Source organism: Niabella aurantiaca DSM 17617, assembly GCF_000374125.1.
GTDB classification, from domain to species: Bacteria; Bacteroidota; Bacteroidia; order Chitinophagales; family Chitinophagaceae; genus Niabella; species Niabella aurantiaca.
Genome location: NZ_KB893644.1, coordinates 201563 through 217993 on the forward strand (window position 1 = coordinate 201563; position 16431 = coordinate 217993).

The 16431-nt window shown below is 49.0% G+C and carries 16 protein-coding genes; 14 read left to right on the top strand and 2 right to left on the bottom strand.

All coding sequences use genetic code 11. The annotated features are described in order from the left end of the window. Positions 1 to 131: 131 nt before the first annotated feature. Positions 132 to 881: an XRE family transcriptional regulator gene (locus tag B160_RS0120190; protein ID WP_018629750.1), complete on the bottom strand. Its 750-nt coding sequence runs from the start codon at positions 879 to 881 to the stop codon at positions 132 to 134. A 594-nt stretch (positions 882 to 1475) separates the two neighbouring features. Between B160_RS0120190 and B160_RS0120195 the strand changes: the two genes are divergently transcribed. The 8 genes from B160_RS0120195 (at position 1476) to tssO (ending at position 8871) form a co-directional block, all read left to right on the top strand. Then, entirely contained in the window at positions 1476 to 1883 is a 408-nt protein-coding gene (locus B160_RS0120195; protein WP_018629751.1) for a hypothetical protein, read from the top strand. Between the two features lies 1 nt (position 1884). Then, on the top strand, positions 1885 to 2727 hold the full coding sequence (locus B160_RS30810; protein ID WP_026309895.1) for a J domain-containing protein: 843 nt from the start codon (positions 1885 to 1887) through the stop codon (positions 2725 to 2727). 214 nt (positions 2728 to 2941) lie between these two features. Beyond that, positions 2942 to 3376, top strand: coding sequence for a GPW/gp25 family protein (locus tag B160_RS0120205; protein WP_245562250.1), 435 nt, complete (start codon positions 2942 to 2944; stop codon positions 3374 to 3376). Positions 3377 to 3385: 9 nt separating this feature from the next. Then, on the top strand, positions 3386 to 5263 hold the full coding sequence (locus B160_RS0120210; RefSeq protein ID WP_018629753.1) for a type VI secretion system baseplate subunit TssF: 1878 nt from the start codon (positions 3386 to 3388) through the stop codon (positions 5261 to 5263). Between the two features lie 3 nt (positions 5264 to 5266). Continuing rightward, a complete protein-coding gene (locus B160_RS0120215; RefSeq protein ID WP_018629754.1) occupies positions 5267 to 6226 on the top strand; it encodes a type VI secretion system baseplate subunit TssG in 960 nt (319 codons plus the stop codon). A 36-nt stretch (positions 6227 to 6262) separates the two neighbouring features. Continuing rightward, complete coding sequence (locus B160_RS0120220) at positions 6263 to 7132, top strand: TssN family type VI secretion system protein (RefSeq protein WP_018629755.1); 870 nt, start codon at positions 6263 to 6265, stop codon at positions 7130 to 7132. Positions 7133 to 7145: 13 nt separating this feature from the next. Next, positions 7146 to 8321, top strand: coding sequence for a hypothetical protein (locus B160_RS0120225; RefSeq protein ID WP_018629756.1), 1176 nt, complete (start codon positions 7146 to 7148; stop codon positions 8319 to 8321). A gap of 37 nt (positions 8322 to 8358) precedes the next feature. Next, positions 8359 to 8871, top strand: a complete 513-nt coding sequence (tssO, locus tag B160_RS0120230; protein ID WP_018629757.1) for a type VI secretion system TssO — start codon at positions 8359 to 8361, stop codon at positions 8869 to 8871. A 21-nt stretch (positions 8872 to 8892) separates the two neighbouring features. Here the strand turns inward: tssO and B160_RS29765 are convergent, their stop codons facing one another. Beyond that, the gene (locus B160_RS29765) at positions 8893 to 9552 is read right to left on the bottom strand and encodes a C40 family peptidase (RefSeq protein ID WP_018629758.1); all 660 of its coding nucleotides are present in this window, start codon (positions 9550 to 9552) and stop codon (positions 8893 to 8895) included. 66 nt (positions 9553 to 9618) lie between these two features. Here B160_RS29765 and B160_RS0120240 point away from each other — a divergent pair, with 66 nt between their 5' ends. The 6 genes from B160_RS0120240 (at position 9619) to tssD (B160_RS0120270) (ending at position 16353) form a co-directional block, all read left to right on the top strand. Then, a complete protein-coding gene (locus B160_RS0120240) occupies positions 9619 to 10692 on the top strand; it encodes a PKD domain-containing protein (RefSeq protein WP_018629759.1) in 1074 nt (357 codons plus the stop codon). Positions 10693 to 10719: 27 nt separating this feature from the next. Continuing rightward, a complete protein-coding gene (locus B160_RS0120245; protein ID WP_018629760.1) occupies positions 10720 to 13197 on the top strand; it encodes an ATP-dependent Clp protease ATP-binding subunit in 2478 nt (825 codons plus the stop codon). 245 nt (positions 13198 to 13442) lie between these two features. Continuing rightward, complete coding sequence (locus tag B160_RS0120255; RefSeq protein ID WP_018629762.1) at positions 13443 to 13895, top strand: type VI secretion system contractile sheath small subunit; 453 nt, start codon at positions 13443 to 13445, stop codon at positions 13893 to 13895. Positions 13896 to 13925: 30 nt separating this feature from the next. Further along, positions 13926 to 15320 carry a DUF5458 family protein gene (locus tag B160_RS0120260; RefSeq protein WP_026309896.1) on the top strand — a complete coding sequence of 465 codons (1395 nt, stop codon included), beginning with the start codon at positions 13926 to 13928 and terminating at the stop codon, positions 15318 to 15320. Between the two features lie 154 nt (positions 15321 to 15474). Continuing rightward, complete coding sequence (tssD, locus tag B160_RS0120265; RefSeq protein WP_018629764.1) at positions 15475 to 15864, top strand: type VI secretion system tube protein TssD; 390 nt, start codon at positions 15475 to 15477, stop codon at positions 15862 to 15864. Between the two features lie 93 nt (positions 15865 to 15957). Further along, positions 15958 to 16353: a type VI secretion system tube protein TssD gene (tssD, locus tag B160_RS0120270; protein WP_018629765.1), complete on the top strand. Its 396-nt coding sequence runs from the start codon at positions 15958 to 15960 to the stop codon at positions 16351 to 16353. Positions 16354 to 16431 lie beyond the last annotated feature (78 nt).

Genomic DNA, 16431 nt, shown 5'->3' on the forward strand with positions numbered 1-16431 from the left:
GTTTGGGTTGCCAAAGAAGCGCAGAAACGCGGAAGTTTTTGGATTGCGGATATCCTGCCCGGCGTGGTATGGAGCTTGTCAGGAGTCAGGAACGCCGGATCTTGTAGAAAAGCATCCTGTTTTCAGGGGCATCAGTTCATTTTCTTTTTCATACCGGCCACTTCCTGCTGCAGGTCGGCAACAATATTGACCAGCTGTCCTACATTCCAGCTTTGCATGGTGTTTGTTTTTGAAATGATGAACTGGGCCTCCCACATTTCCACCACGTCCTCCGAGCTGATAGAATAAGGCTGAAACGTAGGATTATCGCTTAACAACATGAGCTTGCTTTTTGTTTTCCCGTTCTTCTGGACGCGTTTGTACACGATCCCGTCGTTTTTCGACACCACGATGCAGGCTGTATTGTTTTTTACATATTCCAGCGCTTCTACTTTTTCTCCTACGATGATGGAACCGCTTGGGGTAGGCAGCATGGAATCACCCGAAATTTCAAAGGCCCGGTAATTACCGCCCGATACCATCGGCAGGGTAAACGTATTCAGTTCATCAATAAATTCGTGATCCGCATAGCCGTTCAGGTAGCCTGCAGCCGCTTTTACCGGAACAAAAGGGATCCTGGCCGAGGTATCCGATAATTTCAGCGCACGCCTCCGGGCCAGGTAATTGTCCGTATGCTCACTCAGGTCTTTTCTTAAGATCTCGTCGAGCGTTAATTTAAAGATATTGCAAACCGTCTCCAGCACTTCCAGCCGCGGCTCCGCCCGCCCTTCTTCATAAGCACCCAGTAACGATCGTTTGATGTTGAGCTTACCGGCAAACTCATCCTGTGTCAAGCCTCTAAGCTTTCTTAAATACTTCAGGTTTTTATTGGCAACTGACATGGCTAATTATTTTAGTGCAAATTACTAAATATTTTGACAAATTGAAAATATTTTTTTATGGAACCCCGAAATGACTTTTACCGGGGTTAGGTAACCGGCCTGTGTAACAGGGCGTTCCCGGAAACGCCCGTGAACTTGTCGCCGCCGATCCGCAGATGCTCAACCCGGGAACAACCTAAAAGCAGGTGGACACCAGGTACGAGGTTGTCCGGCGATATCCAATAGTAAATATGATACCCGCAGGTTGGGGGCCCTACCGGAGGGCAGGGCAGACGCACTCAATCACCAAAGTAGCCTGGTAAGCGGCGCAGCGCCGAAGCGTATAAGAAAAAGACCCGCCTCAAAAGCAGTGGATCAATCATTAGCAGGGAAACGGGAACGCGAAGAGGGTTTATATCTCCGTCCTTATCGCCTTGCCGGTCCCAAAAAATACTTTTCGGTACGCTTCTTTTACAATGGAACCGGCTGATCGCTGTTTGTATCCATTCTAATGCGTTGCCCTGGCCGGAAGCGGAAACTATTTTTTTTTTCCCGCATTGCCATTATCTTTGGATGCATACAAGTGTTAATCTGTTATCATCATCAAAAAGCCCTATGCTTCTTCTGCCTATCAGTATCATCGCCATTGCTGCCGGTCTTCTTGTTTTTTTGCTGTTGAACAGACCTGCGCCTGCGGATCCCGGTGATGGGGCAAAAAAGGCGGGTGCGGAGTTGGCCCGTGCCAAAGCGGTATATGAAGAACTGGAAACGCGCCTGTTTGCCATCATTGAAAAAGGAATCAACAAAAAATATACCCGGGAGATCCGGGATGGAGAAGTGACCATTGGTATGCCATCGGAGCTTTTGCTGATGGCCTGGGGACATCCTTCTGAAATCAAAGAAGAGGGTGACGAAACCGAAGAGACCTGGATCTACCCCGCCGGAAGAAGTACCGTGGAAAGCGGAGGCGGCACGGAAGTGCGGATCTCCGGTAAAAAGGTTCAGGGCTGGAAAGACAATTAATATGGCAGGAGCATTAAAAAATTTTTATGAAACCCTGGGGGTACCGCGCTCAGCAACCGATGAGCAGATCAAGACGGCATACAGGAAGCTGATCCTGAAATTTCATCCCGACAAAAATGTAGGGGATGTCTATTTTGAGGACTGGTCCAAAAAGATCATCGAAGCATTTGAGGTGTTGAGCGACCCGCAGCTGCGCGCGGAATACGACCAGGTTTATGATGAGCACCGGAGCGCGGCAAAGAGGAATTTCCAGAAACAGGCGCACCGTCCGGAACCAGATCCCCGACCTGCTGCTGAGCCGGAACCTGCCGCTCAGACGCCGCCGGACGCGGATCCGCAAATGGACGCATCCGATGCGGGGCCGGTTCCGGAAGAAGATCCCCATGCCGCGGCAATGGCCCTGATCCGGGAGGAGTTGCCGGCCTATCTTACTGCAAAGCAGGATTATCTGAAAGCGGTAAAGGCATGGAAGGAACACGGGGAAGGAAGGCACCTGGCAAAAAAGAATTACAGGCTTCCGTTAATCCTTCTTTGCTTATTCATGATAGCCGCATCCGTAGTCTGGCTCGTGCGGCCCCCCGCAAAAGAACCGGTGGCAGCCGTTCCCGAAGGCACCGTGAGCGATATTGCCGGAAAATTCATTGTGGCTGCAGACAAGGCCTATTTTTATAAAGATCCGCAAAACCAGGTACGGACGAACGAGTACCTGACAAAAGGCAACAAGATCCTGGTCTCAAAGCGGTATGGGAATTTTTATTATGCTGTTTTTCAAAGTATTGCAAACCCGGACTATAAGCTTACCGGCTGGATAAAAGAGGAAGACCTTCAGCCATATGGCGAGTAGCCCTTACAGATCCGGGCAACAGGGGACCTGCTACCAAAAAACAAGTAATTTTTTCAAAAACCTTGGGCAAAACTGGGAAAATCTGGAAAAAAAAATCATATTTGCTTCAGGAGAGGAGACCTCTACCGCGTGTTTACCTATCAAGAAAATATCTTTTGAGCCTGGCAAATCGCAATATCTGAATCACGTTACTACGATCCATTTGACGTCGGGCATGTTACATCCGTATTACAAACTACCGCTGGAGCTGGAAAAGATAGTGGGCAAAAAGGAACTAAAAAAGTGCTCGCTGAAGGAATCTATTGCCCACCATTTACACCTGATGCTGACCACGGCCTTTGGCGAATTGCTGAGCGATGATCAGTTTGGGAACAAATTGTGGGAGGAAGATTTTGACAACGTTTCTTACCGGAACAGGCAAAAAGAAAAGATACTGCTTTCGCTGGGCAAAACCATTGCCCGTTTTGAAAAGAGGATCGAAAAGGTCAAGATCGAAATGCAGGTACGGCAGGAGGAAGCACCTTCAGGAATAGCCGATCCGGGTATTAAAAGAAAACTGGAATTTACCATTACCGCGGTAATTACGGCGACCAATGAGCCCATCCTGTACCGGGACGGGTTCTTTATCAGCCCGCTGGCCTATAATTAAACCAAAAAGATGAACGAGAGCAGGGAACATATAAGGAACAGGATGCTGCAAAATGCAGCGAGGATCTGGGGATACCCCGAAACAGAGGAAGCGTCGAATTTTGACCCGCTGGTGAGTTTGCTCTTATCGGTAAATGCTGCGGAGCTGGAACGGCTTTCAAATGAGATCTATCATTCCCGTAACCGCGTAATGGACCGGATCGTGCAGCTGCTGGCGCCGGATGTGCTTACCGGTCCCCGGCTGGCCTCTGCCGTTCTGAATGCAAACAGCCTGGAGGATAGGGCAACCCTGTCTGTAAAAGAACAGTTCTTTATTACCCAAACCATCCGGGGCAATGCCGGGGAAGCTGCCAAAAGCACCGATATCTTTTTTACCCCTACGGACCATTTTGTGATCAATAAGGCACGCGTGCGCTACGCTGCCACCGGTAACAAGCTATACCGCTACCCGGGTGGCGTTACTAAAGAGCTGACCGGGCTTGCAGAAGAACAGCAATGGTTGCCGGCCTCCACGCTCTGGATCGCAATGGACCATAAAGAGCTGGACCTGAACCATACTCAATTTTATTTTCAATACCGGAGCGAGGTCAGTAAGGCTGTGTTCTACAACCAGCTGAAAAGCGCCGGATGGAGCATCAACGGACACCCGGTGCATACCCATAGGGGCTACAACGTGGCCACAAATACCAACCCGGACTGGTATGCAGCGCAGCTGATCCAGCAGGAGGCAAGCGCCACCTCCCGGTACATCAAACTGATAAACGAATTGTACGAGGAAGCGTTTATCAGCATCAAAGACCCGGGAATGCAGCAATATGCCGCTGCAGAAAAGGACATTCCGGCGGCGTTAAAGGCGGTATTCGGAAACGATGTGCTCCGGAACATCACCGAACCGCTTTGCTGGATCAAGATCACTTTTCCGGAAAACATTACCAGCGCCATGCTGGAGGATGTAAGCGTATTTGCAAATTGCTTCCCCGTAGTGAACCGCAGGCTGCATGAGATCACTTACCGCATTCAGGAAATGATCAATGTGATCCCGTTGCTTACCGATGCCGACCAGTTTTATGACCTGGCCGAGATCACCGATGAAACCGGCCGCTTTTTACACATCCGCGAAAACACGGAAGAGGAACATCATAAGATCAATATCCTTTTACGTAATGGCGGGGCGGGCCGTTTTGACGAACGGGACGCAACGGTTGTCGTGGAAAATCTTGTACAGCTCCTAAGGGATGAAAGTGCCGCCTTTTCAAAGCTGGGCAAGGATCTGATTGCCCAGGAGATCAAAAGCCTGCAGCAGTCCATCGCAAAAATTGAGCAGCTGGTGGGGGAAACGACCTCCAACCAGTCGGCCTACACGCCTTACCTGATGGTCCGGAACCCCAGGCAAACCAGTTCCAAATTTTTGTATGTTCAATATTGGAGCACCAACGGGTATGCTGCAAACGGGTTGCGGCCGGGTACGCGCCTGCAGCCTTATAAGACCGGATCGGTAAATCATTCTTCGGTTTTTTTACTGACCAATACACAAAGCGGCCGGAACCGGCTGAGCCAGGCGGATGCCGTGGTGGCCTATAAATATGCCCTCCTGTCAAAAGACCGCATCATGAGCCGCAATGATATTGCCCTGTACTGCCGGTTGTTCCTGGGTGCAGCGGTAGAAGAGGTGAATGTGGATAAAGGATTTATGGTTTCTGCGGAAACCACAAAAGGGTTTATGAAAACAATTGATGTAACCATTACCATGAAGCGAAAGGCATTTATTGAAGCCCAGGAAAAGGGCGAGACCGTCCAGTGGGAAAAGGAGCTGACATTGCAGCTGGCGGAGCGTTCCATGGCATTCATTCCATACCGGGTATTCATCAAAGAAGCATCAGGTATTTAATAAATGAAAAAAGAAGAGCAAATAAAATATCTGACCGGGTGGCTGCAGGAGCGCAACGCCGATGTAAAGGCGGAAGTGTTGCTGAACCATGCGCTGGAGAATGGTTTTCCGGAGCAGGGATTTGTAACCCACAACAACGGCTATTTTTACCGGGATTTTGTAAAAGATATTTACCAGACAAATGTTATTGAAGATAACTGGTACCGGATCTTTATAGAGGTAGGGCTGTCGCGTGCGGGTTTTTACGATATGCTGCCGGAGGCGCTGTTCCACCAGCCCGAAACCAGTGAATTCAGACAGCGTGCCGGCGTTGCGGAAATGATCGACCGGTATAAGAAAAATCTTGTAAAAGAGAACGAGACGCGTAAGTTCTTTCAGCCGTTTGAGAACGAATTTTTCTACCAGCAGATGATGCTGGAAAAGGAGGAAGTCAACCTTCTGGATGTTCTGAAAAGCCGGATACTGACAAAATATTTCCTGGACTTTTGGGGGTTGCCTCCCTCATTTAAGGTACATGAAGCAGCTTCTTTTTTGCTGCTGCTGCCTCATGCGCACCGGATCAGTGGTAACCTGCCGGTTATGGAGTCCTGCCTGAAGGCCCTGTTACACGAGCCGGTGCAGATCCTCCGCAAGGAGCCGCAGGTGATCCGGGTGGAAGCAGCTGCCGGGCTGGGCAGTGGGGCCGGGCTCGGAGAGCAGCCGCTGGGCGATTATATGGTTTGCGGAACAGAGTTTGTGGAAGATTATCCGGTACTGCAATACAAGATCGGCCCGCTGAAGAACGGGAAGATCAGCGATTTTATCAACAATAAAGAGAAAGAGGTCCTGATCCGGACCTTCAATGATTATTTTGCGCCGGTGGAAGCAGATATTGAAATAGAGATCCTGATCGAACCGGCAGCGGAGGGGATGTCTTTTGATGCCGGCAGTGAGGTGATCCTGGGATATTCGTCCGTTATGTAAACGTTTTTTTAATCAAGGAACAACAGACAGCAATAAATGGAAAACTGGTTTTCGCCATCTTTAAGATCTGCGCTGCCCTACCTGGGGATCAGCTTCATCAGCATGTCCGTGATCATGGGGCTGATTGTTTCGAAAATAAGAGGAAGCTTTAAGCCTTTTACCAAACCCACTGTTTATTATATTTTACTGTACGCCGCCGGGTTTGCGGTGATCGGGCTGCTGTCCTGGTTCCGCTTCCTGGAAAGCAATACGCAACAATTCCTTTTCTTTCAGTTCTTCTTCCTGTGTCTGGGCATCCTGCATGTATATACCCTCACCACGCGGCTGAAATGGGTAAATGAAAAAACTTACTGGGCCGAGGTCTTTCTTACGCTCGCCATCCTGTTCCTCGGAGGCCTTTGTTTTATGATGACCTACCGTTTGTTCCGGAAAGATCATATGGATCTTACCATGCTTACAGCGGGCGTCATTTTCTTTATTCCGCTGATCGTTTACTATACCTACAGGCAGGCGGTTGCCATCCCTTTTAAGATCCTCAAGCAATGGCAATACCCGGCTCACATGGAAATAGCCGAGGTGGATGAAAAGAAACTGAGAAATCTTTTGGTCATTAGTTTTGAGTTCTATAAAAAAGGGACCGATCAGCATTTTACCAACTTCCGGGCCAAAGCGCCCGCAGATATGGAGTTTGGGGAGCTGTTCTATTATTTTATCAACGATTATAATGAGCGGCATCCCAGTGCCAGCATTTCTTATATCAACGAAAAAGGTGAATCTTCCGGTTGGATCTTTTTCAAAAAACCGAAATGGTACACCTTATTCACAAAATACATCGATCCGGAACGGACCATCTTTATGAATAAAGTAAAAGAAAACGATATTATTATTTGTTCCAGGGTTTCCTGAAAAATAGAAAAATATGAATCGCATACAAGAATACAAACCGGTGAATTGGGTAAACGGGATGAAGATTAACAAAAGCCATTTCATTGCCCAGCAGAATGCTACGGTATTTCAGCAGGCGCTGAGCAACACCGTGTTCTTAAACGACCATAATTACGGTCTGTTGCCCATCAGCACCGCCATTGAGCCGCCGAGAATATGGGTGAGCGTAGACAATATGCAGCATGTGAGCCTGCGCATTATGTCCTGCACCGCTATTACCCGGGGGGGCTATGTGATCCGGCTGAACTCCGACTCCGCGGGCAATACCAACCAGCTGGGCGCAAAGATTCCCGGTTTAAGCGTACCGTTTAAGGAGCTTCAGGGGAAGTCCGAAGCATTCTATGTCATTCTTTCGCTGGACCCTTATAACCCGGTGCCTTCCGGGGCGGCCAACCCGGAGGAGCAGCCCATCCGGCTGCCTTTTACAGAACCGGCCTTTAGCGTATCGTTGCTTCCGGTAGCCGATACCTCGCTGAACACGCTTGGGGAGTTTCAGCTGCCGGTCGGCAAAGTGCTCATTCATGACCAGTCTGTATCGCTGGAGGAAGACTACCTGCCGCCCTGTACCTCGGTAAACAGCCATGAAAGCCTGATCCAGCACCATGCGGAAACAGAACAGTTCTTTGGAAGAATGGAGCTGAATGCGTTGCAGATCCTGCAAAAGATCCTGCAAAAGAATCAGCAAAATGATCTGATCGATCCGGTACGCAAATTAAGCGAGCAGGTATTGTTCTATATTTCCCAGGCTTATGGAAGTTACCGGCACGATGTGTTGTACGGTCCGCCCGTAAACCTGGTTTCCTCCATCTCCGGCCTGGCGCGGACCATTAAAAATGCCATGGACATTTATGTAGGATCTGCAAAGGAAGAAATGATCAATTATTTTACGGAATGGTGTAATGTAAACCAGGGAGAGCTGGAAGAGGAGATCACCGGCATTACCAATTACCGGTATGATCACCTGAACATCCGCCAGGGGATCGATAAGAACGTAAAATTCTGTGCGCTCATTCTGCAGTTGTTTACCAACCTTGCCGGGCTGGATTATATCGGCAAGAAAAAGGAGACCGGCATTTTCGTAAAAGAAAAGCTGATCGTTCCCGAAGAAGAAGTGCAGGCAAGGAAACGCGGATTTTTCCTGGCGGATTGATCCCTCATCATTAACCGGAATTTAAAACAAAAGAAAAATGTCGCAGATCGTCATCAATGCAAAAGAGCGCCGGCAGGCCTTCTGGAAGTTTTTATTGTTGTTCATACTGGCTGTAGGGCTGGTATTGCTGGCCTTTTATTTTGACACCCGGGTGCCCACCAAAGATAACCGGGTGATGCGGCAGCAATTAAACAATTTCAAACTGCAGGAAGCTGCCCAGGACCGGTTTGTGCAAACCATGGATGAAACCAAGGTCCTGATCGATTCACTGAGGAAACCGGGATCGCAGAAAGCGTATCTCAACTCGCTGATTATGGAAAAGATCCGGACCCTGAATAACCTGCAGTATAAGGACAGCAGCATGTACTCCCGGCTCAATACAAATGTGATCGATGTGTTTCAGCGTTATCTGGAAGCCACAAACAAGATCACGGATATCGGCGATATGCCGGCCGAGCTGGAGAAACTGAAGGGAGATAACGCACAGCTTAGCCGGGATCTTACAGAGTGCCGGACCCAGATGAACAATCTGTTGACCACACCGCGCTAAACGCGGAAGCAGTTCTTTGACTTAATTTTTTGCTACTTTCCGGGATTTGTTCACGATCAGTCTGCCGGATGCCACATACCGTGCGGCCCAATAGGGCTTTTGCAGACTTTCGATGGTAACGCCCCGGGATGCGGCGTTCACAAAGCGGCCATTACCCAGGTATAGGCCTACGTGTGTAATGGGATTCCCGGGTATCGTCTTAAAAAAGATCAGGTCGCCTTCAGCCAGTGATTCCCAGCGGGCAAACCGTTCTACATTATCGGTAAAGTATTGCTGGTAAGAGGTCCGGGGAATATAAATATCATATACTTCCGCCAGCAGCCGCTGCATCAGCGCCGAGCAGTCGATGCCTCGTTTTGTGGTTCCGCCCCATTGATACGGTGTATGCAGCCATTCATCAATAAAGCGATAGAGCTTCAGGTTGACGATGCTGTCTGCAGGAACCTGTAAATATCCGGCATATTTTACCCGGAGCAGTGAGTCGGATCTTGACAGGGTGCTTCCTCCGGAAGCGCTTTCATTGCCGGTCAGGGCAGCCGTATGCAGGAGCGAATCTTTGGGGCGCGTGTTGTTGATGTACAGAGAAGTACTGTAATCCGGAGCAACCGGTTTTTTAAAAAGAGAACAGCCGGAGAGGATCAGGGTGATTAACAAGGTGCCGAATATTTTTCGTGGTAACATGTAGCAAAATTAAGTTTTAAACTAAAAAAATTTTATAAAAACTATTGGAAATCGTAAAACCGTTTTATGCAAAAAAAACAATTTATGGTTTTTCGGCTGGATGATAACGTGATCATCACACTGCTCGCTGTGTGCATTCTGGCCTCACTGGCATTTGTGGTGCGTTTTAAAAACTATAAACCCTGTGCAGATTTTACCATCAAAACAGTGGGCTCCACGCTTCAGGTAGGTACCATTGTGCGGCTTGAAACGGATGTACGCGATTTTAAAAGGCTGCATTGGGATTTTGGCGATAACCAGCAGAGCGTTACCGAGGTGGGCTCTGTGATGCACTCCTATGATGCTCCCGGCGACTATACGATTATGCTGATTGCGGATGGAAAATGCACGGAGTACAAGACCATTACCATCATCGAGGCTCCGGAAATCGTTGATTCTACGTTGATTGCAAAATTAGTAATGCCGGCCACCGCCGAAGTGGACGTGCCAGTGCTGTTTACCGACACATCTTCAAGAGCAAGCAGCTGGGAGTGGCGTTTTGGAGAAACCGCTACTGTGGACGGAACCCTGAGAAACCAGTATTATACCTATAAAACACCCGGATGGAAAACGATCTCCGTGGTGATCAACGGGAACATGAAAACCCCGCTGGTAAGAAAAATCTTTGTGAACCCCAAAGCGGCCGCAGAATTGCCGCGGGCAAACGCCGGAGCCTCCGGGCCGGTGATCCGCCCCCGGGTGAACGAAGAGCCGCAAACGGCACCCCTGCCGGAGCAGCTGAACCCCAGGCCCCAGCCACAGAATCCCAAGCCGCAGGCGCCGGAGCCGGTGGTCATGTACCCGGATGTGGCTGCTGCAGACTTTAACCAGATGCTCCGCAATTCTGCGGGAGGAAAACGGCCGATTTCCACTTTTAGTAAATACTTTTGTGAGGGGAATATGAATACGACGGTTATCCTCAACGGAAAAGCAACCACCTTTCAGCAGTTTTTTGCGAAAGTGGCTGCCGTAAAAAAAGGCGATAAATTGTCGTTGACTACCACCTTGTATAAAAACAAACAGAACAATTGCATCAATAAAATTGATGTGATCGGGAAAGTAAAAACGGGAATGCTGGGAATGTCCTGGAGGGATCTTTAAACAATCTTTAAAAATTAACCAACCAAAATGCAATTCTCAAAAGCGCTCGAAAAAGCAATGCATATTGCCAAAGCTATTGCTAAAGAAAACATGCACAACAGCTATTCGGCTGCTCATTTGCTAAAGGCCCTGCTGCATAAGGACGTAGCGCTGGATCCGGTGCTGGTACAGACAGATGTGGATGTGTATTACCTGGCGGACTGGGCGGATGTGCGCATAGAAGCCTGTCCGAAATCGACAGCTTTGAAAGATGATATTCCTGCTGCGGCAGATATTGCTGCGGTGCTGGATGATGCCGACCATATCCGGCTGCAAACCGGTGATGATGCCATTGAGCCCATCCATGTGCTGGCGTCCATCAGCACACCGGGGATCGCGTTTTCCTTCGACCAGCTGAAAACGTTTTCCGTGCAGCGGCAGCAACTGATCGACCTGGCCTCCGTTTCTGCGGAAGGAGCGCAATTGCTCCAAGAAGTAAAGAATGCAACGGCAGGAGGTGCAACCGTCAACACCGGCAGGAACCAGCAGGCCTTGCAGAAATATTGTATCGACAAAACCCTGATGGCCGGCGAGGGCAAGCTGGACCCGATCATTGGCCGGGAGCAGGAAGTACGTATGATGGCCGAGATCCTGAGCCGGCGCACAAAACCGAATGTATTGCTGATCGGGGAGCCCGGGGTGGGAAAGACCGCCCTGGTGGATGGCTTTGCCATTGCGATCGGGGAAGGGCATGTGCCCGCATTTTTAAAGAATGCCCGGGTCTTTGAGCTGAACAATGGCGCTATGGCCGCGGGGGCCTCCTACAAGGGAGAAACAGAAGAACGCCTGAAATCCGTTCTCAATGAGATCAAACAATTTGAAAAGGGTATTTTGTTCATTGATGAAATACACGTGCTGCTGGACAAGAACGGTCCTTTTTCCGGAGCAGCCAACCTGCTGAAACCGGAGTTGGCTAAAGGCACCATCACCATAATCGGGGCAACAACGATCGATGAATACCGTAAGAATTTTGAGCGCGACGAGGCCTTTGCGCGGCGGTTTGAGACTCTTATGGTTGAGGAGCCGGACCCCGTTGCCGCCTTCCGTATGATGAAGATCGTAATGCCGCTTTATGAAGCCCATCATAAAATAAACGCACCGGATGAAACCCTGCATGAGGCCATCCGGCTGGCCCGGCGCTATATCAAGGACCGCCGCCTCCCGGACGCCGCCATTGACCTGGCAGACCGTTCCATGGCCGCCCTGCGCCTGGTAAAAGATACCGGTGCGCCGTTGCTCGAACGCCGGAAGACCGCATATGAAGCCTTAAAGGCCGAAACCGCAGCTCCGGCGGATCTGTCGGAGTATCAATGGCATTACCAGCAGCTAAAGAGCAGCATGAGCCCCGTGATCTGGAGTGCAGTATCCACCTCGGAAAATCCGATGGAAATGAAAACGGCCGAAGCGGTCACGACTTACCTGGACGGCGTTTATGAAACGCTGAAACCATTGGTGGAGCAGGATCGTACAGAACTGGACAAACATGATGTGATCTCTATTGTTGCAGATAAGACCGGTATCCCGCTGGGAAAGATACAGGCGCAGGAAAAGGAACGCCTGCTCAATATAGAAGAAATTTTACAGCAGCGGGTAGTGGGCCAGGATCATGCGATCAAGATCATCAGCGAATCCATCCTCGAATCACGTTCGGGTTTGGGCAAGCCCGGACAGCCCATTGGATCTTTTTTCTTTTTAGGGCCAACAGGAACGGGTAAAACAGAGCTGGCCAAATCACTGGCCGATTTCCTGTTCCAGGATGAGACTAACATCATCCGGTTTGACATGTCGGAGTTTAAAGAAGAACATTCGGCGGCACTGCTGTATGGAGCACCTCCGGGCTATGTAGGGTATGAGGAGGGCGGCCTGCTGGTGAACAAGATCCGGCAGCAGCCCTATTCGGTGGTATTGTTTGATGAGATCGAGAAAGCGCACCAATCGGTTTTCGATATTTTCCTTCAACTCATGGATGAAGGAAAGATCCACGATAAGCTGGGAAAAGAGGGCGATTTTTCCAACTCCCTCGTCATCTTTACCTCCAATATCGGCAGCAAGCACGTGGTTGACTCGTTCAACAACACCCAGGCTCCGCCGGACCCGGTAAGCCTGCTGAACATCATGAGCAACCATTTCCGGCCGGAATTCCTGGGCCGACTCACTGAGATCGTTCCGTTTGCGCCGATGAAAGAGCAGATGGTGGAGCGCATCCTCGACATCAATCTCAAATCATTGTACGCTGCCCTGGAAAAACAGCAGATCCGCATCGAGATCGCCCCGGAGGCCAAAAAGAAACTGGCCGCAATGGGGTTCACGCCCGAGTACGGCGCCCGGCCGCTTCATGGGGTTATCCGCTCACAGATCCGGCGGCCGCTGTCGAAAAAGATCATCTCCGGCGATCTGCTGCCCGGCGCAGCTGCGAAATTAAAGCTGGAGGGTGAGGCCCTGGTTTGGGAAAACATGCCGGAATGACCCGCAAACGGAGCGCCCGGCCGGATATCCGGCCGGGCGTGCATCGCTATTTCCGGGTATATTTAATAATTATTTATTACCGGATTGCATTTATTTTTTAGATTTGTTTTGAAATTTATCATTATTTTTGAAAGAAGCTGACTCAGAAAAATACGTCGAACGGGGTCTCATAACCGACTTAGAATATTTTGAGCAATGCTTGAAAGAAAAAGAATAAGATTTTTGGACCTGTAAAATTAATAGCTATGCCTTTAGAACCTTATGGTATTGGCGGTACGGAAGTAAAAACGGATGCGTTTGAGGCTTTTGCAGATATACCCCAGAACCGTGTTTTATTAGCCGAAAAACTGACCGATCTTCCTCCCGTTAAGCCTGAAATTGTACAGGGGCTGACCAATATCGATGCCGTTTTCAATCATTTTGCACCTACTGTTTCCATGGATTTTGAAACCGAGGAAGGCGCTACCCGGAGGGAAGACCTGCATTTTAAGGCATTGAGCGATTTCGGAGCCAATGGCATTACCAACCAAAGCGCCTATTTGAGTGAGCTGGATATGAAACGTCAGCAATATCAGAAGATCGTGAAGCAGTTAAAGACCAATAAATTGTTGAAACAGGCGCTGGCTGACAAGGAGACCAAAGAGAACCTGCTGGCCGCATTGCAGGTATTGATACAGGAACTGGACGGTTCGAAATAATGATTTCTAATGACCCTTTGATTAATTTATATGGCAACTGCTCAAAATAATTTGACCCCGGAAGAACAAAGTGTTCAAAAAGAATATAAACAGCCGGAGGCCCGCCAGCTTAGATCTCTGGATGCGCATTTGCAGGCGCTGACAAGACTGGGTGGTTTTGACCTGCTGGAATCTGCGATCGATAATGTGCAAAACCTGAATCCCGAGCGCAAGGCCAGGAAAAAGATCTTCCTGGAAGAATCTTCAAAAAAAGCCGATCGTGCGGAATTAAAAAAGACGCTTGAATGGTGGGTGGAGGTACTGGGAAAAACAGACGACCTGAGCGAGATGGTGAACGATTGCGAGCAGAAGGCAGAGACCGCTGAAAACACGCTGAAAGCAAACCTCCGGAAGGCGCTGGAACGCAGCCAGGACCTGGAGCGGTCCTATCGCTCGGTAGCGCTGTTCTACAAGAATACCGAAAGTCAGAAAGTAAAAAATATTTCCATCATGAACGCGGAGCTGGACCAGCTGAAAGACCTGGACAATACCCGCTTCGTTGATTATGTACAGGCAGAGCTGGTCAATAACTACGACCGGCTGGATCTGCGCAACAATTACGGCATCCTGGTGTTGCCTGGTTACCTGGGTTCCAATAAGGTGGTGGAAAAATGGGCGAAGATCGCTCATGACAATAAAGTGATGCTGGTCACCGATTTTGAGAACCTGGATTCCCCGGATGACGTGATGGAGCTGTTTGAGGCCGCCAACCTGACGGGAGGAGACCCATACCGCTCAAACGTGATCATGGCCTGTAACTGGCTGGTAGGGCGCGGGAAAGTAGATGCGGTTGGAGAAGAGGACCATCTGTATGTACCGCCATCAAGCTCCCTCGCCGGTAAGATTTATTATACCCTGATGTCGCAGGTGACCGCCGGGAAGAAATACGGAAGCATGAACGAGGTGGACGGTGTGAAGTTTGATCTGAAGAAGAGTGAGATCGCGTCGCTGGAAAAACTGGGACTGATCCCCATGGCGAAGGAATATGGAAAGGTAATGGCTTTTTCTGCCAAGACCCTGTTCAATGGTGATAATATCGGCCTGCAGACCTATTCGGTAGTCCGGGTATTTGACTATGTGGCCAAAGTAATGATGGATTTCCTGAACCGCCGGGCCTTTGAAAACTTCAATGCCAATACCCGTAAGGAGCTGAACTCACAGATTGTGAAGTTCCTGGACGGTATTACAGGTCCCAGCAAACTCATCGAAAACTTTACCATCAAAAGATTTGAACAGGACCCGGTTCAGAAAGATCGGATCCATTTAGACATACACTTAAAGCCCTATTTTCCGGCTAAAACGTTCCTTATCAAGCTGGAAGGCCAGAAGGGAGAAGACCCGGATGGTGTAGAATGGATGTCGAAATACGAACAGGAAGGGAAATAGATGTTGCAAAAGATTTTGAGGAGCTACCCATAAGGAACAAAACCGGCATACAATAAGCAATGCGACGGATGGATGGCTTTGTTGTATGCCCTGAACACGTTTTTTTTATTTATAGTTTTTATACTTTTTATTTTTTAACCTAAAATGTACAGTTATGTCATTTAAAGCACAATTGGAAGTAGCTGGTAAAAAGGTAAACGTTCTTGACATGAACTATGCCCTTAACCAGGAAACAGACGCAACAGGGCGTCCGTCTTCCATCACCCGTGGCGGAAAAATTACGCTGACCGTTGAATCGACCGGAGAAACCAATTTCTTCGAGTGGATGTGTAACAATTTCGAAAGAAAGGATGGAAAGATCGTTTTTACGAAGAGAGACTCGGATGCGACCATGAAAGAATTAAACTTCAAGGAAGGGTATCTTGTCCAGTATCGGGAAAACTTTAATTCCACCAGCGATAACCCCATTACAGAAACGTTCACCATTTCTGCGAAAGAAATTGCAATGGGCAATGCTTCTCATGTAAACCAATGGGCGGTTTAATACCGGCCCAGAATTCCTCAGGCTGATTCAGCCTTGATCTTAATTGAATCATAACCCGGCTCACTATGGGTCGGGTTATTTAAACTGTTATCTATGTCATTTCTAGCAAAATTTACGGCCGATGGTGAGGAGTTAACAGTGCTCAGCTGCCGTTTCCGGTTCTCGCAGGAAACGGACCGCACCAACCGCCCTACCTCCATTCCTATGGGAGGGGTCATTGATATTACTATTGAAAGCAATGGCAATACCAATTTGTTCGACTGGATGATCAGCTCTACACAAACAAAAAGCGGAGAAGTGGTCTTCTACAGACGGGACAGCATGAGCAAACTTAAAACACTGAAGTTCAACGACGCGCATTGTATCGACTACCAGGAAGAGTACAATCACAACGGCGAGTACCCCATGCAGATATCCATGCAATTGAGTGCCAAAGAGATTAAGTTGAACGATTCAATGTACAAAAACAATTGGCCGGATGAAGCTTAGCAAATAGCCATCCGGGCCAGCCCCCTCCCCATAAAAGTGCCGGACTGAAATCGTGTCAGCAGGTACTTTTATTTTTTT

Excerpts from the sequence above, each read along its gene's own strand:
- B160_RS0120205 (WP_245562250.1), top strand. The coding sequence starts at position 2,942 with ATGTTACATCCGTATTACAAACTACCGCTGGAGCTGGAAAAGATAGTG.
- B160_RS0120190 (WP_018629750.1), bottom strand. The coding sequence starts at position 881 with ATGTCAGTTGCCAATAAAAACCTGAAGTATTTAAGAAAGCTTAGAGGC.
- B160_RS0120240 (WP_018629759.1), top strand. The coding sequence starts at position 9,619 with ATGCAAAAAAAACAATTTATGGTTTTTCGGCTGGATGATAACGTGATC.
- B160_RS30810 (WP_026309895.1), top strand. The coding sequence starts at position 1,885 with ATGGCAGGAGCATTAAAAAATTTTTATGAAACCCTGGGGGTACCGCGC.
- B160_RS0120245 (WP_018629760.1), top strand. The coding sequence starts at position 10,720 with ATGCAATTCTCAAAAGCGCTCGAAAAAGCAATGCATATTGCCAAAGCT.
- tssD (WP_018629765.1), top strand. The coding sequence starts at position 15,958 with ATGTCATTTCTAGCAAAATTTACGGCCGATGGTGAGGAGTTAACAGTG.
- B160_RS29765 (WP_018629758.1), bottom strand. The coding sequence starts at position 9,552 with ATGTTACCACGAAAAATATTCGGCACCTTGTTAATCACCCTGATCCTC.
- B160_RS0120215 (WP_018629754.1), top strand. The coding sequence starts at position 5,267 with ATGAAAAAAGAAGAGCAAATAAAATATCTGACCGGGTGGCTGCAGGAG.
- B160_RS0120225 (WP_018629756.1), top strand. The coding sequence starts at position 7,146 with ATGAATCGCATACAAGAATACAAACCGGTGAATTGGGTAAACGGGATG.
- B160_RS0120195 (WP_018629751.1), top strand. The coding sequence starts at position 1,476 with ATGCTTCTTCTGCCTATCAGTATCATCGCCATTGCTGCCGGTCTTCTT.
- B160_RS0120260 (WP_026309896.1), top strand. The coding sequence starts at position 13,926 with ATGGCAACTGCTCAAAATAATTTGACCCCGGAAGAACAAAGTGTTCAA.
- B160_RS0120255 (WP_018629762.1), top strand. The coding sequence starts at position 13,443 with ATGCCTTTAGAACCTTATGGTATTGGCGGTACGGAAGTAAAAACGGAT.
- tssO (WP_018629757.1), top strand. The coding sequence starts at position 8,359 with ATGTCGCAGATCGTCATCAATGCAAAAGAGCGCCGGCAGGCCTTCTGG.
- B160_RS0120210 (WP_018629753.1), top strand. The coding sequence starts at position 3,386 with ATGAACGAGAGCAGGGAACATATAAGGAACAGGATGCTGCAAAATGCA.
- B160_RS0120220 (WP_018629755.1), top strand. The coding sequence starts at position 6,263 with ATGGAAAACTGGTTTTCGCCATCTTTAAGATCTGCGCTGCCCTACCTG.
- tssD (WP_018629764.1), top strand. The coding sequence starts at position 15,475 with ATGTCATTTAAAGCACAATTGGAAGTAGCTGGTAAAAAGGTAAACGTT.